General features: G+C 70.7%; 24 protein-coding genes. 14 read left to right on the top strand and 10 right to left on the bottom strand.

All coding sequences use genetic code 11. The annotated features are described in order from the left end of the window. Positions 1 to 29: 29 nt before the first annotated feature. From P3G67_RS33085 to P3G67_RS33065, 5 genes are all read right to left on the bottom strand, one after another. On the bottom strand, positions 30 to 1,373 hold the full coding sequence (locus P3G67_RS33085) for an AAA family ATPase (protein ID WP_276096800.1): 1,344 nt from the start codon (positions 1,371 to 1,373) through the stop codon (positions 30 to 32). Continuing rightward, positions 1,370 to 2,917, bottom strand: coding sequence for a hypothetical protein (locus tag P3G67_RS33080; protein ID WP_276096799.1), 1,548 nt, complete (start codon positions 2,915 to 2,917; stop codon positions 1,370 to 1,372). The genes P3G67_RS33085 and P3G67_RS33080 overlap by 4 nt, the downstream gene beginning before the upstream one ends. Further along, positions 2,908 to 3,984: a hypothetical protein gene (locus tag P3G67_RS33075; RefSeq protein ID WP_391858403.1), complete on the bottom strand. Its 1,077-nt coding sequence runs from the start codon at positions 3,982 to 3,984 to the stop codon at positions 2,908 to 2,910. Before P3G67_RS33075 ends, P3G67_RS33080 begins: the two co-directional genes overlap by 10 nt. Beyond that, the gene (locus tag P3G67_RS33070; protein WP_276096797.1) at positions 3,968 to 4,165 is read right to left on the bottom strand and encodes a hypothetical protein; all 198 of its coding nucleotides are present in this window, start codon (positions 4,163 to 4,165) and stop codon (positions 3,968 to 3,970) included. The genes P3G67_RS33075 and P3G67_RS33070 overlap by 17 nt, the downstream gene beginning before the upstream one ends. Before the next feature lie 110 nt (positions 4,166 to 4,275). After that, complete coding sequence (locus tag P3G67_RS33065; RefSeq protein ID WP_391858401.1) at positions 4,276 to 5,010, bottom strand: phosphatase PAP2 family protein; 735 nt, start codon at positions 5,008 to 5,010, stop codon at positions 4,276 to 4,278. 203 nt (positions 5,011 to 5,213) lie between these two features. Between P3G67_RS33065 and P3G67_RS33060 the strand changes: the two genes are divergently transcribed. Both P3G67_RS33060 and P3G67_RS33055 read left to right on the top strand, forming a co-directional pair. Next, positions 5,214 to 5,888, top strand: coding sequence for a TetR/AcrR family transcriptional regulator (locus P3G67_RS33060; RefSeq protein ID WP_276096796.1), 675 nt, complete (start codon positions 5,214 to 5,216; stop codon positions 5,886 to 5,888). A 124-nt stretch (positions 5,889 to 6,012) separates the two neighbouring features. Then, complete coding sequence (locus P3G67_RS33055; RefSeq protein WP_276096795.1) at positions 6,013 to 6,606, top strand: histidine phosphatase family protein; 594 nt, start codon at positions 6,013 to 6,015, stop codon at positions 6,604 to 6,606. A 25-nt stretch (positions 6,607 to 6,631) separates the two neighbouring features. Here the strand turns inward: P3G67_RS33055 and P3G67_RS33050 are convergent, their stop codons facing one another. Both P3G67_RS33050 and P3G67_RS33045 read right to left on the bottom strand, forming a co-directional pair. Further along, entirely contained in the window at positions 6,632 to 7,435 is an 804-nt protein-coding gene (locus P3G67_RS33050; protein ID WP_276096794.1) for an isocitrate lyase/PEP mutase family protein, read from the bottom strand. Between the two features lie 63 nt (positions 7,436 to 7,498). Further along, positions 7,499 to 8,872 carry a tetratricopeptide repeat protein gene (locus P3G67_RS33045; RefSeq protein ID WP_276096793.1) on the bottom strand — a complete coding sequence of 458 codons (1,374 nt, stop codon included), beginning with the start codon at positions 8,870 to 8,872 and terminating at the stop codon, positions 7,499 to 7,501. Between the two features lie 240 nt (positions 8,873 to 9,112). Here P3G67_RS33045 and P3G67_RS33040 point away from each other — a divergent pair, with 240 nt between their 5' ends. Continuing rightward, entirely contained in the window at positions 9,113 to 9,562 is a 450-nt protein-coding gene (locus tag P3G67_RS33040) for a hypothetical protein (RefSeq protein ID WP_391858400.1), read from the top strand. Between the two features lie 47 nt (positions 9,563 to 9,609). Continuing rightward, positions 9,610 to 10,473: a spermidine synthase gene (locus tag P3G67_RS33035; RefSeq protein WP_269857785.1), complete on the top strand. Its 864-nt coding sequence runs from the start codon at positions 9,610 to 9,612 to the stop codon at positions 10,471 to 10,473. Between the two features lie 41 nt (positions 10,474 to 10,514). Here P3G67_RS33035 and P3G67_RS33030 read toward each other — a convergent pair whose 3' ends face one another. Then, on the bottom strand, positions 10,515 to 11,018 hold the full coding sequence (locus P3G67_RS33030; RefSeq protein WP_276096792.1) for a hypothetical protein: 504 nt from the start codon (positions 11,016 to 11,018) through the stop codon (positions 10,515 to 10,517). 78 nt (positions 11,019 to 11,096) lie between these two features. Here P3G67_RS33030 and P3G67_RS33025 point away from each other — a divergent pair, with 78 nt between their 5' ends. From P3G67_RS33025 to P3G67_RS33015, 3 genes are all read left to right on the top strand, one after another. Further along, on the top strand, positions 11,097 to 11,783 hold the full coding sequence (locus P3G67_RS33025) for a response regulator transcription factor (protein ID WP_276096791.1): 687 nt from the start codon (positions 11,097 to 11,099) through the stop codon (positions 11,781 to 11,783). Next, entirely contained in the window at positions 11,780 to 13,186 is a 1,407-nt protein-coding gene (locus P3G67_RS33020; RefSeq protein ID WP_276096790.1) for a sensor histidine kinase, read from the top strand. The genes P3G67_RS33025 and P3G67_RS33020 overlap by 4 nt, the downstream gene beginning before the upstream one ends. A gap of 131 nt (positions 13,187 to 13,317) precedes the next feature. Further along, complete coding sequence (locus tag P3G67_RS33015) at positions 13,318 to 14,781, top strand: glycoside hydrolase family 18 protein (protein WP_276096789.1); 1,464 nt, start codon at positions 13,318 to 13,320, stop codon at positions 14,779 to 14,781. A 167-nt stretch (positions 14,782 to 14,948) separates the two neighbouring features. On the opposite strand, the gene P3G67_RS33010 is transcribed toward P3G67_RS33015, so the two are convergent. Together P3G67_RS33010 and P3G67_RS33005 are read right to left on the bottom strand one after the other, a co-directional pair. Further along, entirely contained in the window at positions 14,949 to 15,272 is a 324-nt protein-coding gene (locus tag P3G67_RS33010; RefSeq protein WP_269859300.1) for a chorismate mutase, read from the bottom strand. A 43-nt stretch (positions 15,273 to 15,315) separates the two neighbouring features. Next, on the bottom strand, positions 15,316 to 15,945 hold the full coding sequence (locus P3G67_RS33005; protein WP_276096788.1) for an HdeD family acid-resistance protein: 630 nt from the start codon (positions 15,943 to 15,945) through the stop codon (positions 15,316 to 15,318). A gap of 739 nt (positions 15,946 to 16,684) precedes the next feature. Here P3G67_RS33005 and P3G67_RS33000 point away from each other — a divergent pair. The 7 genes from P3G67_RS33000 to P3G67_RS32970 all read left to right on the top strand — a co-directional run bounded on the left by P3G67_RS33000 (position 16,685) and on the right by P3G67_RS32970 (position 26,034). After that, on the top strand, positions 16,685 to 17,995 hold the full coding sequence (locus P3G67_RS33000) for a DegT/DnrJ/EryC1/StrS family aminotransferase (protein WP_276096787.1): 1,311 nt from the start codon (positions 16,685 to 16,687) through the stop codon (positions 17,993 to 17,995). A 302-nt stretch (positions 17,996 to 18,297) separates the two neighbouring features. Next, on the top strand, positions 18,298 to 19,086 hold the full coding sequence (locus P3G67_RS32995; protein ID WP_276096786.1) for a winged helix-turn-helix domain-containing protein: 789 nt from the start codon (positions 18,298 to 18,300) through the stop codon (positions 19,084 to 19,086). 32 nt (positions 19,087 to 19,118) lie between these two features. Continuing rightward, a complete protein-coding gene (locus tag P3G67_RS32990) occupies positions 19,119 to 19,349 on the top strand; it encodes an acyl carrier protein (protein WP_276096785.1) in 231 nt (76 codons plus the stop codon). A 128-nt stretch (positions 19,350 to 19,477) separates the two neighbouring features. Next, positions 19,478 to 21,052, top strand: coding sequence for a (2,3-dihydroxybenzoyl)adenylate synthase (locus tag P3G67_RS32985; protein ID WP_276096784.1), 1,575 nt, complete (start codon positions 19,478 to 19,480; stop codon positions 21,050 to 21,052). Between the two features lie 10 nt (positions 21,053 to 21,062). Continuing rightward, on the top strand, positions 21,063 to 21,815 hold the full coding sequence (locus P3G67_RS32980; RefSeq protein ID WP_276096783.1) for a thioesterase II family protein: 753 nt from the start codon (positions 21,063 to 21,065) through the stop codon (positions 21,813 to 21,815). Between the two features lie 23 nt (positions 21,816 to 21,838). Next, a complete protein-coding gene (locus P3G67_RS32975) occupies positions 21,839 to 23,065 on the top strand; it encodes an FAD-dependent oxidoreductase (RefSeq protein WP_276096782.1) in 1,227 nt (408 codons plus the stop codon). Next, entirely contained in the window at positions 23,062 to 26,034 is a 2,973-nt protein-coding gene (locus P3G67_RS32970) for a type I polyketide synthase (RefSeq protein WP_276096781.1), read from the top strand. Before P3G67_RS32975 ends, P3G67_RS32970 begins: the two co-directional genes overlap by 4 nt. Positions 26,035 to 26,055: the final 21 nt, after the last annotated feature.

Below are 26,055 nucleotides of genomic sequence, written 5' to 3'. Positions count from 1 at the left end.
GCGCCGCCGACGGCCCGGCCAAGCGCTCGTCACCGTCTCCAGCGCACCCGGTGCTCCGACAGCCGTGCCAGCACCGCGTGGTTCGCCTCCCAGCCGTCCGGGAACTTCACCGTCACCCCCAGCTGGACCGGCTCCATCGACGGATGCTCGTCCAGCAGCCCGGCCACCCCCGCCCGGCACACCACCACGCACGCGTGCCGATGGCGCGAGGCCAGCACGCACAGCCGTCCGGTCTCCAGGTGGAACGCGGTCGCGTCCGGCCGCCCGGACAGTGGATGCAGCACGACCGTCACGTCGAACTCCCGTCCCTGCAACCGGTTCGCGGTGTCCACCACGACGCCGGTCACGCCCAACCGGGCCAGCGCGGCCCGTACCGCGGCGGCCTGGTCACGGTGCGCCGTGCCCACCGCGACGCGGTCGGCGGTGAGCGGCACCGGCTCCTCGGCCCGCTCGCTCACCGTCACCCCGCCACGGTCCAGCAGCCGCCGCACCACCTGGGCCACCGCCGCGACCGCCTCGGGGTCGGTGCGCGGAGTGTGCCGGGCGGGCAGCTCCAGCAGCCCCCAGCCGGACGCCGCCGCCTCGTCCAGCACCCGGTCGGGCCCGCTGCCGTCCGACGCCACCCCGAACGACAGCGTGCGCTCCCCGTGCCCGGTGCCGCTGCGGAAGGGCGTGTACGGGTAGAAGGCGTCCGAGATCAGCGGCGCCGCCGAGGCGGGCAGCCGCCAGGACACCGGCAGCCGGTGCTGCGGCAACCCCGGGTTGTGCGCGAGCAGCGTGACCACCGCGCTCGCCGACGGGTCGTACGACAGCCCCGCCCACTGCTCCGCGCCCACCACGCTGAACGGGTCCAGCTGGCCCGGGTCGCCGACGAACAGCGCCCGCTCGAAGAGGCCCGCGACCCGCAGCAGGGCGTCGGAACGCATCTGGTACGCCTCGTCCACGATCGCGTGCCGCCAGGGCTCGACGCCCTTGACGTAGCCCCACTTCGCGGCGGTCGCGAGCACCACCTGCCGGTCCCGCAGCTCGGCGACCTTGGTCGACCGGGCCACTGACGGATGCCGGTCCAGCACCGGATCGGGCGGCGAGTCACTGCCGTGCAACCGGCCGATCGGCAACCGTGGATCGGCCGTCGCCAGCCGGTCAACCAGATCGTCCACCTGTGAGTTGGTCTGCGCGACGATCATCAACTGCTCGCCCGCGGCGGCCAGTTCCCGTGCGGCGCGCACCACCAGGGTGGACTTCCCAGCGCCGGGCGGGGAGTCCACCACCACCCCGCGGTGCGGGCCGTCGCGGGTGTCGCGCAGGATCGCCTCGGTGACGGCCGCCGCCGCCCGCGCCGGGCCGCCGGAGCTCGGGGACGCTTCGCTCACAGGTAGTCCTCGCTCGTCACGGGGTCGGGGGCCACGGCGCTCGACGGGGGACCGCCGTGGGTCCACGGGGTGTCCTCGGCGTCCGGCAACTCGGGCCCGCCGCGCGGCGCGTGCTCGAACAGCGTCCAGCACACCCGGTCGCCCACCTCCGGCACCGAGCCCCTGTCGGGCACCTTGCCGCGCCCCATCCCGTTCAGCAGTTGCACGACCAGCACCCCGGGCGCCGTCCACCCGGTGAACCGCGCCTCCTGCGTACGGCCGTCCTCCAGCGCCCGGTACACGGTGCCGCCCTCCTCCAGGTGCGGCAGGTCGCCGGTGGCGACCGTCAACAGCGGGCGCGGCCGCGGCACCCTGCCGTCCGAGTACGCCGGCTCCATCGCCGTGACCTCGCCCGCGAACGCCTCACCGGACAGCCGCCGTCCGGCCATCACCAGCGGATCGTCCAACGCCTCCTGCGCGTCGAGCCGTACCTGCGCGGTCTCCCGGCCCGCGAGCTTCCGCGCCGCGGCGACCGCGTCGTCCACCCTGGGCTGCGGCGGCTCGCCCGCCCGCAGCCGGTCGCGGTGGCCGGTGTACGACCAGCGGTCACCCTTCCAGCGGTCCGCGACATGCGCGCCCGGTGCCAGGGCGCGCAGCAGGTCGATGCCGCGCCACACGTCGTCCCAGGTCGGACGCAACTGGCCGGCCAGCAGCGCACGGATCTCCCGCTCCGCCGGACCGGTGTCGGCTCCCGCGGAACGCGCCGCGTCGTAGCGGTCCATGGCCGGGGCGAGTGCGGTGTTGTCGAAGACCGGGTCGGTGGCGGGTCCGGCGGGCGGGCGGCACAGCAGTCCGTCCGCTCCCCTGTCGACCTGGGCGCCCAGCGCCGCCCGCGCGCCGTCCATGCCCGCCGGTGGGGCTATCCAGGCCAGCAGCCCGCCCAGGTGCTGGTCCTCAAGGCCGCTCTGGCCGGTGGCCCAGTGCCTGGCCAGCAGCTCGGTCATGGCGAGCAGCAGCGCGCTGCCGGGGGTACGCGCCCGCTCGCCGTAGTGCGTCAACCACCGGCCGAGCAACGGGACCTGGGACGGCGCGGGGTACGGTTCCGCCGGATCCTCCTCGGCGGTCCGCCGGAACCGGGTGGCCCGGCCCAACAGCCGTACGTACTCCACCCCGGCCGGGTTGGGCACGATCAACTGCGGTGCGTCCTCGCACAGTTCGCGCTCGACGGCGACCTTCTTCCCGGTCTCCGGGTCGGTCTCCTTGCCCGGCTCCATGACGGTCCGGTCCTCGTACGAGGCGAGGTACGGCAGCATCTCGTCCGCCAGCTCGGCCAGGAAGGCGGAGCGCAGATCGCGGTCGCGCGGCTGCGGTACGGCCAGCAGGCGCGGCGCGTCCCGCTCGGTGCCGACGAGGGCGCCGAGCGGCGCGCCCACCTCGCCGGCCGTGGTCAGCGGTACGAACACCAGCGGCCGGTCGGAGAGCCACCGGTGCCGCACGGTCGCCAACGGCTGCGCCCGCCCGGCCGCCACGGCCTGGGCCTTGGCCAGTGTCTCCATCAGCGGCATCCGGCCTCCTGGAGTGCTTCGGCGCGCAGCGCCGCCGCCCGGCGAAGTGCGGTGGCGGCCGGGTCCTCGTCCCCGGCCGGGCCGGTCGCGGCGGACAGGATCCGCTCGATCGTGGTCAGCGTGCCGAGTTCACCGCGCAGCGAGCGGCCGAGCGACTGCACGGCGCCGTCGGCGCGGGACTTCTCCCGGCAGTGGTAGGCGAGTTCGCAGCTGTCCAGGCACTCGGGCGCGTACGTGGCGGGTACGGCGGCCACGGAGTCGGCCAGCCGCTCGCCGGTCACGTCGAACGTCGTGCCGTCCGGCAGTGCGGCGGCGATCTCCTCGATCCGGGTGAGCCGGGCCAACTGGCGGCGGGTGACGGACAGTTGCTTGCGTACGTCGACCGTGCGGGCGGTCGGCACGTTGGAGAAGTCCCTGGGGCAGACCAGCAGCACCTCGTGCCGGGGCGGCGTGGCCAGGCCTTCCAGCGCCAGTACGTAGCCTGCGGCCTGGCGGGCCGCGGCGCCCACCTTCACCGCGTCGGCGCTGCCGTCCAGGATCGGGAACGACTTGACCTCGATCACCGTCGCCGAGCCGTCCGGACGCACCGCGATCGCGTCGGGCTCCAGGAGGGCGGGGGCGCCCGCCACGTCGAGGGCCAGCAGCGGGTGGTCGAGCAGCGTCCAGCCGCCCGCCGCGGCCGCCTCCTTGAGCGCCAGCCGGGTACGGGCCAGGCGGCCCTCCGGGCCGGGGGCGGACAGGTCCGGCAACGCGGCGTCGTCGGCGCCGAGCAGACGCAGCAACTCGGCGCAGCCGTCGGCCTTGACGCGTGCCTCGAACGCGTTGCCGCGGGTGAAGGCGAAGCGGGACTGGCCGAAGCGGGTGGGGGCGCCGAGGGCTTGTGCGACGGACGTCTTGTCCACGCCCGCCGCGTCCAGTAGTGCGCGGCGCGCGCAGCCGGGGTTGGCCGCCAGCGCGGCCAGCGCTCTGGCGTCCAACGCCTTCGGCTGGACGCCGGGGCCGCGCAGTGCCGCGAGGGTGGCGGCCAGCGGGGCGGTGGTACTGGTGCGGTCACTCACGCCCCGCAGTCTCCCATCCGCCCACGCGTTCCGGCGGTGCGCCCGCCGGGCTGGGGGTGGTGGGCTGCTGCGCGCGGGTGCGCGGGTCGGGGGCGCGCCCGTTCGCCGTCGGCCCTCGCTTGCCGTTGCGCGCGGCGGTTCGCGGGGCGCAGGTGTGGCGCGGTGTTTCCTGGATCCGGTCGGTGTTCACGGTCGCGATCGTCGCGGGGGCGCCGCGGGACACCCGGCACGCGCCTTCCGCGGTGCCCTGCGAAGAGGGCGGGTGGGGGTGAGAACCCGAATCCCAGCGGGAGCGCAGGGTCAGCGGCGCCGTGCCAGCAGGGCGCCCAGGCCCATCACGGCCGCGCCTGCGAGGGCGTCAAGGAGGTAGTGGTTGGCGGTGCCCAGTACGACCAGCGCGATGACCACCGGGTACGCGGCCCCGACCGCCCGCACCCAGGGAGTGCGCGCACAGCGCCACAGGGCGAACCCGCACCACAGCGCCCACCCCACATGCAGGCTGGGCATCGCCGCGTACTGGTTGGTCAACCCACCGAGCCCCTGCGGCGCACTCGCGTCCCCGCCCCACCAGCCGAAGGACGCGTACTGCGCGAGGGTGTCGTGGAAGCCGGTGGCCGCGGGTAGCAGCCGCGGCGGCGCGGTCGGCAGCAGGGTGAAGCCGACCAGCCCTATCAACGTGGAGACCATCAGCCACGTCCGCATGAACAGGTACCGGTCACTGTGCCGCCGCCACAGCCACACCAGCACGCCCGGCGTCACGAGGTAATGCAGCGTCGCGTAGCAGAAGCACGCCGGTATCCCGAGCCACGCCGCATGGGTGAACACCCCGTTGAGCACATGCTCAGGAGCGGCGTGCAACGCCCGCTCTATTCGCAGAATCGTTTCTCCATGTGCGACCGCACGCCCGGTGTCCCCCGCCACCAGCAATCGTCCGGCCGAGTACGCCGCGTAGACGAGGGCGATGAGCGACAGCTCCGCCCACCAACGGGGCCTGCTCCTGGGTACCGCCCCGGCGCGGGCCGCGGTGCTCGACATCGGTGGGAATCTCCGTCTCTGCGCGTACGGTGGTTGCGAGCGCTCTACCGTACGCCGTACGTTATGCACTCCGCGCACCGCCCCCGGCGCCGTGCCGTTCGGCCGGTGTTCACTCGCCCGCGACCGGGTACGCCGTAGGACGCCGAGCGGCAACCCCGGGGTTGCCGTAACACCAACAACATCCGTCACACAGATCGCTGCCCATGACGAACCCACAGCCCGCCCGCCGCCGCGTCCCGCGCAACACGCTCAACCGGGAACGCGTCCTCGGCGCCGCCGTCGACCTGCTGGACCACGCCGGTCCCGACGCCTTCACGATGCGGGCGCTCGCCCAGCGGCTGGGCGTCGGAACCATGGCCGTCTACAGCCACTTCAAGGGCAAGGACGAGATCATCGACGCCGTCCGCGAACGACTGCTCGCCGAGGTCGAGTTGCCCCCGGCGGGCAGCGGCCGTACCCCGCGCGAGGAACTGCGCGAGCTGTGCCGGGCCGTCTACCGGCTGCTCTCCGACCACCCCTCGGTTCTCCACCTGCTCACCGTCCGCCCGGTGCACGGCGACGAGGGCACCGCCGTCGTGGAGCGCATCGTCGGCCTGCTGCTGGCCACCGGACTCGACCGGCCCGCGGCGGCCCGCGCGCAGACCGCGCTGATGCAGTACACCGTCGGCGCCGCCCTGTGGACCGCGCGTGGCCGCCAGCGCGCGGGCGGCCACGAGGACCCGGGCGCCGCCCTGCGCACCCGGTTCGCCGAACTGCCCGCCGAGCGCTATCCGCACCTGGTCGACCTCGCCCCCGAGCTGGCGTCGGCCCAGGACGGCCTGCCCCAGTACGAGCACGGCCTGGACGCCCTGCTCGGCGGCCTGCTCGCCGGGTACTGAACGCGGTGGGCGATGATGGTCTGCGGGTCCCCGCCCAGCAGGGCGGTCGGCCCTCGTAAGCAATCGGCCGGGGGGCCCGGGGTTTCTCCCCCGGGACAAGCAGTCTGAAAGGCCCTTCCTCGGTATGGCACCGCGCATGTTCCTCGTCCGGCACGGTCAGACCGAGTGGTCGGTCACCGGCCGCCACACCGGCCGCACCGACATCCCGCTCACCGAGGAGGGGCGGCGCACCGCACGGCTGCTCGGCGACCGGTTGCGCCGCGCGCCCTGGCACGGCCTGCCGGACGTCGAGGTGCGCACCAGCCCGTTGTCCCGCGCCCGGGAAACCTGTGAGCTGGCCGGATTCGGCGCCCGCGGCAAGGAGTGGGAGACGCTCATGGAGTGGGACTACGGCGCCTACGAGGGCCTGACCCCGGCCGGGATACGGGCGGGCCGCCCGGACTGGCTGGTGTGGCGGGACGGCGCCGAGCGCGGTGAGACGGTCGCGGAGATGACCGCGCGGGCCGACGAGACCGTGGCATGGGCGCGCTCCGCGGACCGTGATGTGCTGGTGTTCGCGCACGGCCACTTCCTGCGCGCGCTCGGCGCGCGCTGGCTCGGCCACGACCTCGCCTTCGGCGCGACGATCAAGTTGGACCCGGCGTCCCTGTCGGTGCTGGGCTGGGCCTACGGTGCCCCGGCCATCGAGCGCTGGAACGACACGGGCCACCTCGACTGACCTCTCGCTGGAGGGCTCGCCTTGGTCATTCGGGGGCGAACCCCCAAGTCCCCAAGGAAAGCGCCTGCGTGTCCGCGTAGGACGGTAGGCCGGGGTCCGCCGCGGCCGGGTCCGCGATGGCGCACGCAGTGCGGAGCGCGCTGTGCAGGGCGACACGGAACAGCAGGGAGCCGGTGCTCACCCGCGCCACGCCCGATTCGGCGAGCCGCTCGTAGCTGAGCCCCGGCGCGTACAGCACGTTGAGTGGCGCGTCGAGGTCGCGGACCAGGCCCGCGATGGTGTCCTCGTCCGTAAGCCCTGGCACGAACACCCCGTCCGCGCCCGCGCGTTGGTACGCCTCGGCGCGGCGGAGCGTCTGGCCGGTCGGCGCGTCGGCCAGCCAGTACGTGTCCGTCCTGGCGTTGACGAACAGCCGCGGCGCGGCCTGCTTCGCGGCCTCGATCACCTCGCACTGGTGGCCCACCGGCACCAGGCGGCCGTCCTCGCGGCCGTCCTCGATATTCACTCCGGCCACCCCGGCCCTCGCCAACTCGGCGGCGAGTTCGGCGACCTGCCCGGGGTCCTCGCTGAACCCGCCCTCGATGTCCACGGTGACCGGCACCGGCAGCCGGGCCAACCCCCGGGCCAGCGCCAGCGTTCGCTCTCGGGTGGCCCCGGTCCCGTCGGGCAGTCCGGCCGCCGCGGCGACCCCCAGACTGGTGGTGCCGATCGCGGCGAACCCGCGATCCGCCAACGCCGCCGCCGAGGCGTGGTCCCAGGCGTTCGGCAGCAGTAGCGGACGGTCGGCGTGGTGCAGCCGACGGAAGTGCGCGAACCGGTCGTCGTCCATGGCACCGACGCTAGTGCCGGTTCACTTCGGCCGCCGTCGAACCGTCGTCGACCGAGCGCGCCCTCACACCGCGTGCTTGGCGACGTACCCGTCGAGGAACGTGGACACCGCCGACCTGCGCCGGTACGGGCGCAGCGCGCGTGCCGCCACGTCCAACATCCCCTGGATGCGCGAGGACTTGACCCGCTCGCCCAGCAACTCCAGTGCCCGGCAGCCCGCCTTCGCGGCCTCGTCGGGTTCCCCGCTGGCGGCCAGGTCGCCGGCGAGCTCCGCACTGTAGAGCGCGATGTTCCGGGTGAAATGGGAGTCTTGGAGCGCGACGCCCCGACGGGCGTGCGCCGCCGCGCGCCGGTAGTCGCCCAGCCGTGACCAGCACTGTGCCTCAAGGCCCTCCATCTCTGCCTCACCGTAGAACGTCATCCACTCCGGATCGCAGTCGGCCGGGCCGCGGCCGTACAGCCGTTGCGCCCGCAGCAGTGCCCGCTCGCAGGCGACCCGGTCACCGAGCCCGGCCCAGCCGCCCGCCTCGCGCAGCGCGAGCAGTGACAGCAGCCGGGACGAGCCGAGCCTGGTCGCCGCCCGCTGGGCCGCCTGCGCGGCCCGTACCGCCTCCCGCGGCCGGTCGGCGTCGCGGGCCAGGAACGAGGTGTTGCAGAAGGCGTGCGCCTCCAGGGCCGCGTCGCCCGCCATCCGCGCCGTGGCCAGCGCCTCCGCGTAGTACGAGCGGGCCTCGTCGTGCCGCCCCGAGTCATGCGCCAACCACCCGACGGAGATGGCGAGTTCACCGGAGCCGCTGTGCAACCGGTCGGCCACCGGCTGGCTGTACGCGCCCTCTTCGAGCATCGCGTAGGCGCTGCGCAGCCAGTGCCCGGCGCGCGCGTAGAGTCCGTCCGCGCCGTGCCGGTCGTCGAGCAACCGGATCTGGCGCACCGCCTCCTCGACGGTCCGCACCTCGGGGCGGCCGATCCGGCGGGGCGCGGCCGAGGCGGAGCCGCCCGGCAGCGTCGCCGCCAGCGCGGCGGCCGGGCCGCTGGTCATGAATGCGCGACGTAGCACGTCGCTCTCCTCGTCACTGTGGGTGTGTTCATCGCGTGCGCCGAACCCGTACGCCTGTGGGCCGGTACCGGCCCCGGCAGCGGCCCGACGGGCCTCGCGCGCCCGCCGTCCGCGCACCGTGTCGCGCGGCGCGAACCCCAGTTCCGCGAGCGAATATCCGGGGAACATGTGCTTGAACACCCGCTCGTACGCGTAGTTGGGGCATCGGATCTCGCCGGACTCCACGCGCCCGATGTACCGGGCGTCGCAGCTCACTCGCTCGCCGATCTCGCGGGCCGCCCGCCGTACCGCCGCCGAGAACTCGCCCGGCGAGAGGTCGCCGCGGATCCGGCGGAAGGCGGTGTTGGGCCCGGAACGGTCCGGTGTGGGTGAGGGTGCCATGGCGGGGCCTCCCCTGGTCATGCGCTCGTGTGCTGGTGGCTGATTCGGCGGGCACGACCGTACCCGCTGTGATCGGCCAACCACCCATTGTTTGGCTACAAAACGGATATCTCATCCGGCATTCGCCATTAAGTGCCATCCTTTGCGGCGGCACACGCCCGTAGCGGTTGACGGCGCGCCGCGTTGTGCATGGTGTACGGACGAAGGCAGTTGCGCTCCCGACTGCGAGGAGGGTTCCCCTTGTTGGACACCGGTGGGGCACACAGGTCCTATGCGGCAGCGCGCGGCGACGGGCTCGCGGCTGCCCCCGGCGGGGGTGACCGTCCGCCTGCCGCCCCCGCCTGGGACCTGGTCACCGTGCCCTCCCGGCAGGGCCTGGAGGCGGTGGACATCCTGCGGCTGCGCACCGGTGTCGGCCCGGTGCTGCACGACGCCTCCGGTGGCACCCTCGGTTTCCTGGTGCCCGCCGGTACCGCCGTCGACTGGGACCTGCCGGGCAGCGCCTGCATCCAGACGCACCGCCGGGTCCGTGCCGCCGCGGGCGATCCGCCCGTCTCGGGCACCTGCTGGCTGGTCGCACCGGAACACAGCAACCCGGTCAACGACCCGACGCTGCTGCGGCTGGCGCTCGGCGAGGCCGCCCGTACCATCCGGGCCGCCGAGGGCATCCAGGCCGCTGACGGCCGGTAGCCCCGCGGTGACCGCCGCGCCCCCCGGTCCTCGCCGATACTGGTGAGGTGGCAGGCAAGAGGCAGGGCAGGTCGCGCACCCCGGAGCCGGTGCGCGAGAAGGTCGACGGCGGCGTGGCGGAGCTGGTGCCCGACCGTGAGCGGCCGCGTGCCTGGTCACTGCTGATCGACGGCGCCCCGCAGTCCCACGTGGACCTCGACGACCCCACACGGCTCGAGTTCGCCTACCAGCGGCGGCTCGGCCATGTCGTGGACCTGGTGAGCCCGCCCGGCCAGCCGCTGCACGTGGTGCATCTCGGCGGCGGGGCGCTGACCCTGCCGCGCTATGTCGCCGCGACCCGTCCCCGCTCCACCCAGCAGGTCATCGAGAACGACGCCGCCCTGGTCCAACTGGTACGCAGGGAGCTGCCGTTGGACCGCTCCTGGCGGATCCGGGTACGCGGCGGCGACGCCCGCGAGGGTCTGGCCAAACTCCCGGACCACTGGGCGCACCTGATCATCGCCGACGTCTTCACCGGTGCCCGCACCCCCGCCCATCTGACCAGCACCGAGTTCCTCGCCGAGGCCGCCCGGGTGCTAAGGCCCAGCGGCTGGTACGCGGCCAACCTCACCGACGGCGGCCGGCTGGACTTCCTGCGCTCCCAGGTCGCCACCGTACGGGCCTGCTTCCCCGAGTGCCTGCTCGCCGCCGACCCGGCCGTACTGCGCGGGCGCCGCTTCGGCAACGCGCTGCTGCTGGGCACCGCGGGCGAGCTCCCGGTCGCCGACCTGACCCGCCGCATCGCCACCGACCCGCACCCCGGCCGGGTCGAACACGGCCGCGTCCTGGCCGACTTCACGGCGGGCGCGGTGGCGGTCACTGACGCGACCGCCAAGTCGTCTCCGGCCCCGCCGGACGACATCTTCCGCTAGGGAATGTCCCTTTGGGGGGCAAGCCCCAAGGAGGAATCCTGCTAGGACTCGTAAGTCTGGACGGTGGGCGCATGCCCGTTCCACGTGCAGAACACCGAGGACGCGTGGCCGTCCGAGGTGAAGTCCACCCGCAGCCAGCCGTTCTGCTTCCACACCTGCATCGACCACCCGGCGTTGGGCGTCGCCGACACCAAGGAGGCCGCCGCCGGCCCCAGATCGATCGCCACCCGGCCGCCGTTGACCGTGTAGCTGTTGATGTTGCCGGTGGACTGCGTCTGCCCCGGCGGCTGTTGCGGGGCGGCGGGCTGGGACGGTGACGGCGGCGGGGCCGAGGAGTCCTGCGGCCGGGGCCGGTGCGTGGACGACGTCTCCGGGCTGATGCTCGGCAGCGCGCTGGCCGACGTGCCGGCCCCCGAGATCGGCAGCGCACGCGGCGGGTCGTACGCCGTCCCCGCCAACACCGTGTGAACCCCGTACCAGGACAGGCCGATCGCCGCCCCCGTGGCCAACGCCCACGCACCGGTGTGAACCAACCCTCTTCGCACCGGACCATCCTGCCGCACTCGTACCAGGCGCCGGAACGGCAGGGAACGGCTCGCTCCGTATGGCGTACGGTGCCGGGCATGGCAAGTGTGCTCGTCGTCGAGGACGACCAGTTCGTGCGTTCCGCGCTCATCCGCCACCTCAGCGAGGCATCGCACACCGTACGCAGCGTCGGCACCGCCCTGGAGGCGCTGCGCGAGGTGGCGCAGGTCGGCTTCGACGTGGTGATCCTGGACCTCGGCCTGCCCGACCTCGACGGCTCCGAGGCGCTCAAGATGCTGCGCGGCATCACCAACGTGCCGGTGATAGTGGCCACCGCGCGCGACGACGAGGCGGAGATCGTCCGGCTGCTCAACGACGGCGCCGACGACTACCTGGTCAAACCCTTCTCGGTGGAACACCTTTCGGCGCGCCTGACCGCGGTGCTGCGCCGCTCGCGCACCGCCGAGGCGTCCCCGGTGCTGCAGGTCGGGGGCCTGCGGATCGACGCACAGCGGCGTGAGGCGGTGCTGGACGGGGCCGCGTTGGACCTGACCCGCCGCGAGTTCGACCTGCTGGCCTTCCTCGCCGCCCGGCCCGGAGTGGTGGTGGCCCGCCGTGAACTGCTCGCCGAGGTGTGGCAGCAGGCCTACGGCGACGACCAGACCATCGATGTGCACCTGTCCTGGCTGCGCCGCAAACTGGGGGAGACCGCGGCGAACCCGCGCTATCTGCACACCGTGCGCGGTGTCGGTGTGAAGCTGGAGCCGCCGGGGCCGCGGGCATGAGATGGGCGCTGGTCAAGGTGGTCGTGGCGGTGACCGCCATGGTGGTGCTGGCGTTCGCCGTACCGCTCGGCCTGGTGGTACGGGAGATGGCCCGCGACCGTGCGCTGACCAACGCCGAACGGCAGGCGGCGGCGATCGGACCGGCGCTGGCCATCACCACCGACCGCGCCCAGCTGGATCGGGCGGTGGCCTCCACCCAGGCGGGCGCAGACGGCCGGATTGCCGTCCACGTACCCGCCGCCGGATCCGGTGGCGATGTCCAGATCGGGCGGCAGCGGGTGACGGGGGCCGACCTCGACACCGCCAGCAGGCTCGGCCGGGCCTCGACGCTGCGGGTGCCCGGCGGTTACGCGCTGCTGCAGCCCACCGCCGTCAGCTCCGGTTCGATCGCGGTGGTCGAGGTCTTCGTCCCCGAAGGCGACGTCACCCGTGGGGTGACCGCCGCGTGGGCGGTGCTGGGACTGGTGGGCGCCGGACTTGTGGTGGGTTCGGTGGTGGTCGCCGACCGGCTCGGCACCCGGCTGGTCCGCCCGGCCCGGAGGCTGGCCGCCGCCGCCCGCGACCTCGGCCAGGGCCGGCTGGGCGTACGGGTACGGGAGGACGGACCGTCCGAACTGCGCGCCGCCGCCGTGGCGTTCAATTCCATGGCCGACAAGGTCGCCCAACTGCTGGCGAACGAACGCGAGTTGGCAGCCGACCTGTCGCACCGGCTGCGCACCCCGCTCACGGTGCTGCGGCTCAACACGGCATCGCTGGGGGACGGCCCGGCCGCCGAGCAGACCCGGGAGGCGGTGGCGCAGCTGGAGCGCGAGGTCGACCAGATCATCCGCACCGCCCGCGGTCAGGCCCAGCACTCCGCCTCGGCCGTGGGGTGCGACGCGGCCGAGGTGATCAGGGAGCGCATGGCGTTCTGGTCGGCGCTCGCCGAGGACCAGGGCCGCCGGGTGCGTACCGCGGGCGTGGACCGGCCGGTAAGGGTGCCGGTGGCCCGCGCCGAACTCGCGGCCGCGCTCGACGCGTTGCTCGGCAACGTCTTCCGGCACACCCCGGAGGGCACCGCCTTCGCGGTCGACGTACACAACTCCGAGGACGCCGTGATCGTGCTGGTCTCCGACGCGGGGCCGGGCATCAAGGACCCGGCGGCCGCCCTGCGGCGCGGGCACGGCGACGGGCGCCCCGGCTCCACCGGCCTCGGGCTGGACATCGTGCGCCGGGTCGCCGAAACCACCGGTGGCGACGTGGCGTTGGGCCGCTCGGTGCTCGGCGGCACCGAGGTGCGGGTGTGGCTGGCGTTGCAACCCCGCGCCCGTACCGGGGCGCGGCGGGGGCACCGGGTGGTGCGGCGTCGCAAGGGGCTGGCCCGTCGAGGAGCCCCCGCGGGGTTCGGCGGGGTCGAAGCATAACCCCCGCCGATCCCTTCCTTAAGCGGGCCATAAGGCTGTCGGCACCTGCCCTGAACTGGCATTTTGTCCGTTTCGCAGCCGCTAGCGTGCTGCCATCCCCCCACCCCCGGACGCAGAGGTAGGCAACACCGATGAGCAGTTCGCACCGTCGCCGCCCCAGCCGCAGGGTCCAGTTGATCGGTGGCGTCGTGGTCTGCGCGGCGGTCGCGGGTACCGCGGTCGCCCTCGCGGGCTCGGCGCAGGCGGCCACGCTGGGTGCCGCGTTCACCAAGACCAGTGGCTGGAGCGGCGGTTACACCGGCCAGTACGTGATCACCAACTCCTCCAACCAGGCGCTGTCCGGCTGGACGCTGAAGTTCGACCTGCCGGACGGCGCCAGGATCAGTTCGCTGTGGAACGGCAAGTACACCGCCAACGGCGCGACGATCACTGTCACCGGCGAGGACTGGGACAGCTCCATACCGGCCGGGAAGTCGGTCACCGTGGGCTTCGTCGCCACCGGCGGGTCCGGGGCCGCCCCGGCCAACTGCCTCATAGACAACGCCAAGTGCTCAGTGGACGGCGGCCCCACCCCGACCCCCACCGGCCGCCCCACCGGTACGCCGACGACCGCCCCGACGTCGTCCCCGACCACCGCACCCACCCAGAGCCCGACGCCGACCGCCACCCCCACTTCCGGTTCCGGCAACGGCAGTTCCGCCAGCGCGGGCTTCTCGCCCTACGTGGACACCTCGCTCTACCCGGCCTACGACCTGGTGGCCGCCGAGAAGGCGACCGGCGTCAAGCAGTTCAACCTCGCCTTCATCACCGACGGCGGCTCCTGCACCCCCAAGTGGGGCGGGGTGACCGACCTGGGCGGTGACGCCACCGCCAACCAGATCGGCGCGCTGCGCGCGGCGGGCGGTGATGTACGGGTCTCCTTCGGCGGCGCCAACGGCAACGAGCTGGCCACCACCTGTTCGTCGGCCTCCGCGCTGGCCGGCGCCTACGGCAAGGTCGTCGACCAGTACAAGCTCACCAAGGTCGACTTCGATGTGGAGGGCGGCGCGCTGGCCAACACCGCCGCCAACACCCAGCGCGCACAGGCCATCGCCCAACTGCAGAAGTCCCACCCGGGCCTTGAGGCCTCCTTCACCCTGCCCGCCATGCCCACCGGACTCACCCAGGACGGCATCAACCTGCTGTCCAACGCCAAGAGCAACGGGGTGGACATCAACGCCGTCAACATCATGGCGATGGACTACGGCTCGTCGTTCAGCGGTGACATGGGCCAGTACGCGATCGACGGCGCCACCGCCACGCAGGCGCAGGTCAAGAGCGTGTTGGGGATCTCCGACGCGGACGCGTGGAAGAAGATCGCGGTCACGCCGATGATCGGGGTGAACGACGTGAGCGCCGAGACCTTCACCGTCGCGGACGCCACCAAGCTCGCCGACTTCGCCAAGTCCAAGAACCTGGCGTGGCTGTCGATGTGGTCCGCGACGCGGGACAAGCAGTGCGCCGGTGGCGCCAAGAACTACGCCGATGCGACCTGCTCGTCGATCACCCAGGACCCGAACGCGTTCGCCAAGGCATTCTCGGCGTACGGCGGTTGATCACCGGCGGTCCGCCGACCGCCCCCAGAACGAGATGTCCCGACCGGACCCCCACCCGGCCGGGGCATCTTCGCGTCGGGGCTCAGCGACTGTCCGGCAGACGCGGTGCCGCGCGTCGCGGCAGCGCGCCTCCCGCGACACCGCGGCGGGCCAGGTCCGCCCGAGGGCTAGTAGTCCTGGGCGATGGCCTTGTGGTGCTGGACGACCTCTTCGATGATGAAGGTCAGGAACTTCTCCGCGAAGGCCGGGTCGAGGTGGGCGTCCTCCGCCAGCTTCCGCAGCCGCGCGATCTGCGCCACCTCGCGGGCCGGATCGGCCGGGGGGAGGTTGTAGGCCGCCTTGAGGTGGCCCACGGCCTGGGTGCACTTGAAGCGCTCCGCGAGCAGATGGACCAGGGCCGCGTCGAGGTTGTCGATGCTGGAGCGCAGCCGCAGCAGCTCCTGCTGGGCCCGCTCGTCGAAGGCGGCGCCGTTGGTCACGTGGTCGCTCATCCCCGAAATGCTACAAGCCGTATCGGGCCCCGGGGACCGCGTATCAGGAGGTGAGATGGCGGATCCGGCTGCGCAGCTGGATGCCGTGCACCACCTCGACCACCCCGAGCACCACCAGCCAGATGCCCGTGACCAGGGTCAAGGTGGCGATCGAGCGGAACGGCTCGACGATCAGCACGATGCCGGCGAGCAGTGTGATGATGCCGAGGAACGCCTGCCAGCCGCGGGCGGGCAGCTCGTGGTGGGAGAGCGCGACCGCGGTCAGCATGATGCCCCGCAGCAGCCAGCCGAAGCCGATCCACAGCGCGAGCAGCAGCAGTGACTGCGCTGGACCGCGGAAGCAGATCAGCCCCAGTAGCACGCACAGCGCACCGGTGACGAAGCTCAGCACCCGCAGTTGCCCCGGTACGTGTGTACTGAACGCCCCGGCGAGCTGGAAGACGCCGCTCACCAGCAGATAGATGCCGAAGAGGACGGCGACCACCAGCAGCGTGGCCGTCGGCCACAGCAGTACGCACACACCCAGCGCCACCGCCGCCAGACCGGCGGTCAGCGGGACCTGCCAGGAGGAGTTGCCCAGCGCGGTCAGGAACGCGCCGGTAGGGCCGCTGCCGTAGGGGTGCTCGGTGTCGCGCGGGCCCCCGGTGCTGGGGTTGTCGGAGGGGATCGTCATGGCGGCTGCCTCCCTCGGGGCGGACCGGACAACCGGATACAGCCATCCTCACGCAGCGGCTCCGTTCCCGCCTGGTGAAGATCCTCTGGCGCCCATGACAAAGGGCCGGCCTGCCTTCGCAGACCGGGCCTTGCCCCATCAGGGTGAGTGACGGGACTCGAACCTGTTTCGTAGTCCTATCGTGACCTGCGCCTTCGCTGAGAATGCGGACAAACGCGTGCAGAAGGATAACGGACGATGACGCCTGATGCGGCTGCGCGGCGTTCGGTTTGGCCATGGCCAAACGCTGCCGCCGAGGTGCGCGTGCGTGGGTGAGGGGTGAGTGACGAGTCCCCTGGCCAAGCTGCGCCCGCCCCGTCTGACAACGCGACCGGCTCCGGAGACAAGCTCCGGAGCCGGTCGCGGGGGGGATGTGACATGTGGAGAAATCTGTCAAGCTGCCCGCCTCGTCGTGAGCTCCTCGCGCTCGGCGGTCGTGAGCCGGTCGTCACGCTCGCCGCGGTCGGCCTCGGCCTAGCAGACTTAGCCGCGCAGGGCCTCCTTGTGGACGCCGAGGTCCTTTGCGACGTGGGCAATCGGCTGGCCGGTGCTGCGGACCTCGCGGACCTAGCGGACCGCGCGCTCGCGGGATCAACCGCTGATGGCGATGTTGACCCAGCTGACCTTTCTGACCACCGCTGACTTTACTGACCCCAGTTGACCGTCCAAGAACTTCAGTCCCTCGGCTTTCATCGTCCCCATGGCGGCTGACCAGCACGCAACAGACGAACTGGGGGAGCTGATGATGGACAGGAGTTACGTCGTGCCCTGGGGAACGCGGGGTGCGGTATTAGCCGACGCAGAGGCAGCCGCGTTGGTCGATCTGGTACACGATGACGTCCCGCTCTCGCTGGGAAACCGGCGTGACTGCTTCGAGCGTGCCTTCGCGGCCCTGGTAGGCAGCAAGCACGCGATCTCGGTGACCAGCGGAACGGTCGCCCTGGAACTGGCGATCCAGATGCTCGATCTGGAACCGGGCGACGAGGTGATCGCCACTCCGCAGACCTACCAGGCCACCGTTCAGCCCCTACTTGACTACGACGTGCGTGTCCGGTTCTGCGACATCGACCCGGCCACCCTCAATATCGACCCATCCGCGCTGGAAGCCCTGATCACCCCCCGGACGAGGGCGCTGCTGTTGGTGCACTACGGCGGCTGCCCGGCCGAGATGGACGCGATCATGGCACTGGCTCGGCGCCACGACTTCCTCGTGCTGGAGGACTGCGCACACGCATTGGGCGCTGACTACCGGGGGCGGACTCCCGGCGCGCTGGCGGACATCGCCACCTTCAGCTTCCAGAACGCCAAGAACATCACCACCCTCGGCGAGGGCGGAATGATCACATGCTCCCGGGGTGACTGGGCTGAGCGACTGGATCGCCTGCGCTCCAACGAAACAGACGCGGAGATCGCCCCCACATACCCGAGCGACGTGGTGGAGCCCATCGTGCTGCCGTGGATGAAGTACTCCGCCTCCGTCTACACCGACGCGGTGCGCAGGGTGCGCCACGCAGGCACGAATGCGACGCTGTCGGAGGCAGCCGCAGCCGTGGGCCTGACCCAACTCGGCAGGCTGGGCGCGGTGAGCGAGGCCCGGCGGGCGATCGCCGGTCGACTCGACGAGGTGGTGAATCGCTACCCGTTCATGAGCCCCCAGTCGGCACCCCCGCACAGCGCCCACGCCTACCACCTCTACACGTGCTTCGCTGATCGACAGGAGCTGCGCGATCAACTCGTCCTGGCACTCGACCGCCGGGGCGTGGAGATCCAACTACGTTATTTCCCCCAACACTTGCTGCCCGAGTGGCGGCATCGCGGACATGCCTACGGCGAATGCCCGGTCGCAGAGCGCATGTGGTTCGAGCAGCATCTGAACCTGCCGTGCAACCCACGACTGAAGCAGTCACAGGTGGCTTACCTCGTTGACGCATTGGACGAGTCCCTGGCCGAGCTGAACGGCAGCCCGTCCTTGCCCCTACGGGTGAGTTCCACCGTCACATGCGAGAAGTGAGCCATGGGCCGGGCAACGAGGCGGGAAACGCATTCCGATTGGGGAGTGCGTTACGGGTAGCGCCAACCGGTGAACTGACCACCGGCGATGGGGAGCAGCCCGCGCGGCGACTGCCGGCGGTCCCCAACGCTCCGCATGAGCCTTCCTCGGTACGGATCAGCTCTCTGGACTTGTCGGGTTCACCGCGTCTGGACGGCTGCGACGTGAGACACGTCCAGGCGCTCTCCGAAGCCAGCGCCATCGATCTCCCGCCCATTGTCGTGCATAGGGCCACGATGCGGGTGCTCGATGGAGTTCACCGTGTGCAGGCAGCGATCCTGCGCGGGGACTCCGAAATCAGCGCCGTTTTCTTCCGTGGCTCTGAGCAGGAGGGGTTCGTGCATGCCGTGCGGTCCAACACCGCACACGGTCTACCGCTGTCCATGGTGGAACGCAAAGCCGCCGCGCTACAGATCCTCCGCGACTACCCGTACTGCTCCGACCGCTCGCTGAGCACAGTGGTCGGACTCTCCGCGAAGACGGTCGCCATGCTCCGCCGTTCGACCGTGGATCCGCCGCAGTCGAACGGGGGCAGGATCGGCCGGGACGGCCGGGTACGTCCGGGGAGCGCGGTCCAGGGGCGACTGCACGCCAGCCGTGTGTTGCGCGCGAACCCAGGCGCCTCTTTACGGGATGTCGCCCGCCAGAGCGGGATATCGCTCAGCACCGCACACGATGTGAAGAGAAGGCTACGCAACGGTCAGGACCCGGTGCCGACACAGCAGCGCGGAGCATCACGAGCATCCTGCCAGGCGGTGCCGGACGGCTGTCTCACTGGCCTGGGTTCAGGGGACGCTGCCCACCCCACGAAGCCGCCGTCGTTGGTGCAACTGCTGTTTCTGCGACGAGATCCGGCGCTTCGGGCAACGGAAACCGGGCGGGCCCTGCTACGGCTGGTGATCGCCCACGAGGCCGCATTGGCCGGAGACGGTGAGCTGTTGTCCGGCGTGCCGCCCCACTGCGCTCCCGCCATGGCCGAGGTAGCACGTGACGTCGCCCGGATTTGGTGTCAGTTCGCCGACGAGCTCTCCCGGTTGGCGCCGGAGGCGTAAGGCCACATGTATGGAAAGGAGATGTCGTGTCGATGAAGTCTGTCCGTGAAGTCCTGTCGGACATCGTGGACACGGACACGTTGGAGGATGCGGGACCGGACGTCAGGCTCCGCGCCGACCTCGGGCTCAACTCCGTGGAGACCACGGACCTGCAACTCGAACTCAAGAAGCAGTTCGGCCTTGATATCGACCTGTGGGACCAGGAGGACTACTCCCTGGGCGAGCTGGCCGAGCGAATCACCGCCGTCGGGAGCCACTCATGACCCGAACCCCGGCGTTGTCTGCGCCAACCCCTCCCATGGACAGTGACGTTCCCGTCATAGCGGAACAACGAGTCGCCGCTTACCGGGAGTCAGGCACGTGGACCGGTGAACTGGTCGGTGCACGTGTCTTGGAACAATGCGAGAAAGCACCTGACCGGGTCGCCGTCGTCGACGGGGAACGCCGCCTGATCTATCGCGAGTTGGGGCATGCGGTGAACAGCGCCGCAGGTCGGCTGCGTGGACTGGGCGTCGGCCCCGGGGACCGTGTCGGCGTGCAGCTGTCCAACTGCCTTGAATACGTGGTCCTGGTGTTGGCTCTGCTGAAGATCGGCGCCCCACCGGTGCTGATCCTGCCAGCCTTCCGCGAACACGAACTCGACCACATCGTGGCGGTCACCGAGCCCGTTGCCCTTGCCGTCGAGGCAGGCAACCGCAGATCTGACGCGCTCACTACCGCACGCAGGCTCAAGGAGCGCCACGCGAAGCTACGCCATCTGTTGGTACGCGGTACGGGAGCGGCCTCCTCGGAAGAGGACCTCGCGGACATCTGTCGTCCGAACCAGGAGACTACCTGCCACTCCGGGCCGGGCGCCTCGCCCCAGGACACAGCCGTCTTCCTCCTCTCCAGCGGCACCACCGGCCTGCCCAAGGCGATCGCCAGGACGCACGAGGGCTATGGCTACATGATTCGTACCGCCAGTACCATCGCCGGGGTTTCGAAGGACACGGTCAACCTGGTCGTGATGCCCGCCGAGCACGGCTTCGTCATGAACTGCCCGGGAGTGCTGGGCACTCTCTCGGCTGGCGGAAGGGTCGTCCTCGCCTCTCCTGTCAGTGCCCGGCACGCCCTGGAGCTGATCGAACGAGAAGGCGTAACGCACAGCACCCTTGTCCCCACCCTGGCCCTGCAGTGGATCACTGCCGCCAAGGCGGCGTCCTACGACGTGTCGAGCCTGCGGGTGCTCCAAGTGGGCGGGGCACGCCTCTCCGCCGAAGCAGCGGCTGGGTTACGCGCGGCGCTGGGAGCAACCGTCCAACAGTGCTACGGGATGAGCGAGGGCTTGCTCTGCTTCACCCGTCTCGACGCTCCGCACGAGGTGACCGACCACACTCAGGGCACTCCAGCGAGCTCCTTGGACGAGATGAAGGTCGTCGGCCCAGACGGCACCGAGGTGGCATCCGGGGAACTGGGAGAACTTCTGACCCGCGGCCCGTACACCGTCGCCGGCTACTACCGGAACGCGGAGGCAACCGCCAAATCCTTCACGGAGGACGGCTTCTACCGTACCGGTGACCTGGTTCGTCTGGATCCGCGCGGCAACGTCACGGTCGAGGGACGGGTCAGCGATGCCATAAACCGAGGCGGCGAGAAGATCTCGGCCGAGGAACTGGAGTCCGTCGCGCGGCGGCACCCAAACATCGCCGATGCGGCGGGTGTCGCCATGCCGCACTCCCTCTACGGCGAGGCGGTGTGCCTGTACGTGGTAGTGGAGGAGGCGGACCGAGAAGCGAGCCCTGACCTCCTGGACCTTCGGGCGGTGCGCCGGTTCCTGGAGGGCCAAGGCTTGGCCCGCTACAAGCTCCCCGAGCGGTTGGAGATCGTCTCCGGGCTTCCACTGACCGGTATCGGAAAGGTCGACAAGGCGGCCCTTCGCAAGGACATCGCCGATCGCCTCGCTGTGGAGGCGAGCACCCTTCGATGAGAGAACACCCATGAACAATCCGCACACCGCCTGGGTCAAGCGCATCCCGGGCGAGTCATCTCCGCGGCACCAGTTGGTCTGCTTCCCTCATGCGGGCGGTGGTGCCTCCTTCTTCCGACCATGGCGGGCCGTGCTCCCCTCCGACGTGGAACTGCTGGTCATCCAGTACCCGGGTCGGGAGGACCGGCTCCGCGAACCCTTCGTCGAGACGATGGACCAACTCGTGGCCGGTGTCTCTGCATGGCTGTCGCCCGAGCTCAGCGTGCCGTCCACCTTCTTCGGCCACAGCATGGGGGCGCTGGTCGCCTACGAAACCGTCCGACAGTGGCAGCGCATGGGGCTTCCCCTCCCCGAACGGCTTGTGGTCTCCAGCCAGTTCGCCCCAGGAGAACTGCCGGTCAATGACCTTCACCTCCGATGTGACGAGGACTTGCTCGACGCGGTGGAGAAGCTGGGCGGCGTGCCCTCCGATGTGCGCCGGACTGCCGAACTGCGAGAGTTCACCGCATCGTTGATACGCGCCGACTATCAGGTCCTGGAGACCTACGAGCCGTCGGATGGCGAACCTGTCGATGTCGCGCTCACCGCGTTCTGCGGTCAGCATGATCTGGCGGTGACCCCGGATGACGTCGTTCGCTGGTCCGCCTTCACCACAAACACCTTCACCCAGCACACCTTCCCCGGCAGCCATTTCTACGTTCGCAGCCACCAAGTCGATGCCGTGTCCACCGTCACGGAACTGATGTCCCGTATATCCAGGTAGCGAGTGAGACGAGGAACTTGTCCATGAGTGGTATCGAGACCTACGACCTCATCGTTGTCGGCGGCGGACCGATCGGCCTGTCCACCGCCTGGCACGCTGCCCGACGGGGGCGGATGAGGGTCCTCGTGCTCGACCAGTACGGTTTCCTGCACGAGCGGTCGGGCTCCAGCGGCAACGAGCGGCACTGGCGCGTGCAGTACACCCAGAAGGACATTTTCTCGCTCACCCTTCAGACCCGCTCTCTGTGGCGGGATCTGGAGCACCTGACCGGCCGCAAGCTGATCCACGAAATCGGTAGCCTGTGGTTCGGTGACACCGAAGTCGCGACCAACGAGGGTCATATCGCCGGAACCGCCCTTGCCATGGATGAGATGTCGGTGCCGTACGAGTGGCTGGCAGGCAAGGAGATTGAGAAGCGTTACGGCTTCACCAACCTTCCAAAGCACTTCGAGGGGTTCCTCCAACGCGACGGCGGCGTCATCGACGTACGGGGCACCCTGACCGCGTTGTTCCATCTCTCCCAGGAGCACGGTGCGTTGCTGCGCGGCAACGAAGCGGTGCACGAGGTCACTCCGGACCACGACGGCGTGACAGTACGCACCGAGCGAACCACCTACCGCGCGGCCAAGGTGGTCCTGGGCAATGGCGCGCACGTCAATGACCTCATCACGCCTTGGGGCAGCGGCAAACTCGACATCCATCTCTACGAGATGGCCCTGGTAACGCTGCGGCAGCGGAACGACAGCGTGGAGCGTCCCTTCTGGTTCGCCTTCCAACAGCCCACCGAAGAGGACACCAACCTGTTCTACGGGTTCCCTTCCAACCCCTGGTCGGTGAGTGACGAGGTGCGTCTGGGACCTGACTTCGAGGTGGGCGCGTTGGACCACGCCAGCCAGGCAACCTACCGGCCGAACCCCCGGCACGTGGAGCGGGTCACCGGGTGGGTCCGGGACCATATGCCGTGGATCGATCCACAACCCGTCGCCACCTCGACCTGCCTGGCCGTACTTCCCGGTGATCCGGCCCGCCAGTTCTACCTGGGAACGGCCGAGCAACTCGTACCCGGTGGCGAGAACATCGTGGTCTGCGCGTCCGGCTGGGCCTTCAAGCTCATTCCGCTCTTCGGCAAGATCTGCGCGGAACTGGCACTGGACGGGGCGACCTCCTGTGACATCGACCGCCACGGCCTCACTGGGCTCATCTCCTCGACAAGCCCCGCGGCCCCGCCTCGTGCGGAGAGCGTCCGATGACGGCTGCCACTCACGCGCCGTACGACATCGCGGTCATCGGCATGGCTGGCCGCTTTCCCGGCGCCGCGGATCTCGACGCCTTCTGGCGGAACCTGCGCGAGGGCGTGGAGGCGATCACCACCCTCAGCGAGAAGGAACTGCTCGCTGAGGGGATCGATCGGGAGGTGTTCGAGCGACACGACTACGTTCGGGCTGCTGCTCTCCTCGACGGCCACGATTTGTTCGACGCCCGCTTCTTCGGTTTCAGCCCGCGTGAGGCCGCTCTGCTCGACCCGCAGCAGAGGGTCTTCCTGGAGTGTGCCTGGCATGCGATCGAGGACGCGGCTCTTGCCCCGGACTCGGTGCGGTGCGGCGGAGTCTTCGCCGGTGCCAACATGTCCGCGTACTGGATGTCCAACCTGCTGGGAGGCAGGCGGATCCTCCTCGATTCGGAGATCTTCGAGCTCCAGATTCACAACGACAAGGACTATCTCGCTACCCGTACCGCGCACAGCCTCGGCTTCACCGGCCCCGCTGTCACGGTCCAGACCGCGTGTTCCACCTCCCTGGTCGCCGTTCACCAGGCTGTGCAGGCACTGCGGGCAGGCGAGTGCGACGTGGCCGTAGCCGGAGGCGTCTGCGTCCGAGTGCCGCACAACGTCGGGTACTTGGCAGAACGAGGCATGATCTTCTCTCGCGACGGTCACTGTCGCCCGTTCGACGCCCAAGGGGCGGGAACCGTGTTCGGCAACGGCGTCGGGGCGGTCGTGCTCAAGCGACTGGCGGACTCGCTCGCCGACGGCGACCGCGTCCTCGCTGTCATCAAGGGGTCGGCCGTCAACAACGACGGTACGGAGAAGGTCGGCTTCACCGCGCCGAGTGTCGCCGGACAAGAGCACGTGGTGCGGGAGGCGTTGCGAGCCGCGGGGGTGTCCGCTCGTTCCGTGACCGCCATCGAGGCGCACGGCACGGCCACCCCGATCGGCGATCCCATCGAGGTCAAGGCCCTCACTCGTGCCTTTCGCGACAGCACTGAGGAGAGCGGCTTCTGCGCGGTGGGAGCCGTCAAGTCCAACATCGGGCATCTGGAGTCGGCAGCGGGCATCGCCGGGCTCATCAAGGCGGTCCTCCAGCTCCGCTACCGCAAGCTCGCGCCTACCGTGCACTTCGCCGAGCCCAACCCGCGTATCGACTTCGCCTCGACCCCGTTCTACGTCAACGACAGGCTCAGGGAGTGGGAGACCAGCGCATTCCCACGGCGCATCGGGGTGAGCGCGTTCGGCATCGGTGGGACCAACGCCCACATGATCCTGGAAGAAGCCAGCGAGCCTGCGGCGAAGACGGCCGTGAACGGGCCGCAGCTGCTCGTTCTTTCCGCCAGGACTCCCGAGGCGCTGGAGGCGTCCGTCGGTCGCCTTGCCGAGCGGCTTGCGGACCCGCAAGCCCCGGTGCTGGCTGACGCGGCGTACACCCTGCAGACCGGACGGCGGGCGATGCGGTACCGGCGCGCCGTTCTCGTACCGAGCGCTTCGGACATGGGACAGCGGACGTCGTGGGAGGAGCGCGAGGCGGATGCGCGTACGGGGCGGCCTAGGACCGTGTTCCTCTTTCCCGGCCAGGGGGCGCAGTATCCCGGCATGGGCCGCGAACTCCACGCAACCGAGCCGGTCTTCGCCAGCCACCTTGACCAATGCGCCGAGGCGCTCCGCCCGGAGCTGGGGTTCGACGTACGTGACCTGGTGTTGCACCACGACGCCAGCCCCGCACGCCTGATGTCGACCGATGTGGCTCAGCCAGCGCTGTTCGCCGTCGAGTACGCGCTGGCCCGGCTGCTGATCGACTGGGGCATCGAGCCTGACGCCATGGTGGGCCACAGCCTTGGTGAGTTCGTCGCCGCCTGTTTGGCCGGGGTGTTCACGGTCGAGGAGGCAGTGCGTTTGGTCACGCTGCGCGGGCGGCTGATGGCGGCAATGCCTGCCGGATCGATGCTCGCGGTACAGGCTCCGGAAGAGAGGGTCCTGGAACTGCTACCGGAGGGTGTGTCCATAGCCGCCGTCAACGCCCCGGAACTGTGCGTCGCAGCTGGCCCCACGTCCCTCGTCGGTGAACTCGCCGGAAAACTCGGTGCATTGGGTGTGTCCAACCAGCGACTGCACACTTCGCATGCTTTCCACTCGGCGATGATGGATCCGGTTGTGGAGCCGTTCACGGAGGCTGTGCGGTCTTCGAAGCTCTCCGAGCCGGAGCGCAATTTCGCCTCTGGTGTCACCGGTGCGCCCATCGCCTCCGGACAGGCGGTGGATCCCACGTACTGGGGTGAACACGTCCGGCTCCCCGTGCGGTTCGCCGAGGCGTTGCGCGCCGCACTGCCTTCCGGGCGCTCGGTGCTGGTCGAGGTCGGCCCCGGCACCACTCTGTCATCGCTTGCGAGGGCCACGCTCGCGGGACGCCCAGGCGTCACGGTCACCCGTACGATGCTCCGACCGACCGAGGAGGGAAGCGAGCACGGAACCGTGCTGCTCGGCGTTGCCGACCTCTGGCTGGCCGGAGGTGATGTGGACTGGTGTGCTCTGCACGGCGGTGCACAGCGCCGGGTGTCGCTGCCCGGGTATCCGTTCGCCCGGGAACGCCACTGGATCGGCCCCAACTCGGTGTCGGAAACTGGGCCGTTGGCTCCGGTCGGGGCTGCGGAGACGAAGGCGGAGCCAGCTGCCCATCAGCGTTCGGCCCGGCCTGGTGGGCTGCAGTCTTCTTACGTGGCCCCTCGCGGGGCGCTGGAGCAGCGGTTGGTCACGGTGTGGGAGGAGTTTCTGGAGTACGAACCAATCGGCGTGCATGACGACTTCTTCGAACTGGGCGGTCACTCCCTGCTCGCAGTGCGGATCGCCAACCGCGCGGCCGAGGTGACGGGTCTGCCGGTGTCGATGCGAGAGGTGCTGTCGTATCCGACCCCGGCGCGGTTGGCTGCCGCACTCAGCGAACGGCACTGACACGGACGGTTTTCGAGGACG

Source organism: Streptomyces silvisoli (genome assembly GCF_029269905.1).
Taxonomy (GTDB): domain Bacteria; phylum Actinomycetota; class Actinomycetes; order Streptomycetales; family Streptomycetaceae; genus Streptantibioticus_A; species Streptantibioticus_A silvisoli_A.
The sequence above is the reverse complement of the archived record's forward strand: the minus strand, read 5'-3'. Positions and strand labels throughout refer to the sequence as shown.

What these genes read in the sequence shown, in the direction of transcription:
- P3G67_RS32970 (WP_276096781.1), top strand. Translation starts at nt 23,062, where the DNA reads ATGACGGCTGCCACTCACGCGCCGTACGACATCGCGGTCATCGGCATG.
- P3G67_RS33005 (WP_276096788.1), bottom strand. Translation starts at nt 15,945, where the DNA reads ATGACGATCCCCTCCGACAACCCCAGCACCGGGGGCCCGCGCGACACC.
- P3G67_RS33045 (WP_276096793.1), bottom strand. Translation starts at nt 8,872, where the DNA reads ATGGCACCCTCACCCACACCGGACCGTTCCGGGCCCAACACCGCCTTC.
- P3G67_RS33080 (WP_276096799.1), bottom strand. Translation starts at nt 2,917, where the DNA reads ATGCCGCTGATGGAGACACTGGCCAAGGCCCAGGCCGTGGCGGCCGGG.
- P3G67_RS33065 (WP_391858401.1), bottom strand. Translation starts at nt 5,010, where the DNA reads ATGTCGAGCACCGCGGCCCGCGCCGGGGCGGTACCCAGGAGCAGGCCC.
- P3G67_RS33020 (WP_276096790.1), top strand. Translation starts at nt 11,780, where the DNA reads ATGAGATGGGCGCTGGTCAAGGTGGTCGTGGCGGTGACCGCCATGGTG.
- P3G67_RS33050 (WP_276096794.1), bottom strand. Translation starts at nt 7,435, where the DNA reads ATGGACGACGACCGGTTCGCGCACTTCCGTCGGCTGCACCACGCCGAC.
- P3G67_RS33055 (WP_276096795.1), top strand. Translation starts at nt 6,013, where the DNA reads ATGGCACCGCGCATGTTCCTCGTCCGGCACGGTCAGACCGAGTGGTCG.
- P3G67_RS33000 (WP_276096787.1), top strand. Translation starts at nt 16,685, where the DNA reads ATGGCGGCTGACCAGCACGCAACAGACGAACTGGGGGAGCTGATGATG.
- P3G67_RS33025 (WP_276096791.1), top strand. Translation starts at nt 11,097, where the DNA reads ATGGCAAGTGTGCTCGTCGTCGAGGACGACCAGTTCGTGCGTTCCGCG.
- P3G67_RS33010 (WP_269859300.1), bottom strand. Translation starts at nt 15,272, where the DNA reads ATGAGCGACCACGTGACCAACGGCGCCGCCTTCGACGAGCGGGCCCAG.
- P3G67_RS33060 (WP_276096796.1), top strand. Translation starts at nt 5,214, where the DNA reads ATGACGAACCCACAGCCCGCCCGCCGCCGCGTCCCGCGCAACACGCTC.
- P3G67_RS32990 (WP_276096785.1), top strand. Translation starts at nt 19,119, where the DNA reads ATGAAGTCTGTCCGTGAAGTCCTGTCGGACATCGTGGACACGGACACG.
- P3G67_RS32980 (WP_276096783.1), top strand. Translation starts at nt 21,063, where the DNA reads ATGAACAATCCGCACACCGCCTGGGTCAAGCGCATCCCGGGCGAGTCA.
- P3G67_RS33015 (WP_276096789.1), top strand. Translation starts at nt 13,318, where the DNA reads ATGAGCAGTTCGCACCGTCGCCGCCCCAGCCGCAGGGTCCAGTTGATC.
- P3G67_RS32975 (WP_276096782.1), top strand. Translation starts at nt 21,839, where the DNA reads ATGAGTGGTATCGAGACCTACGACCTCATCGTTGTCGGCGGCGGACCG.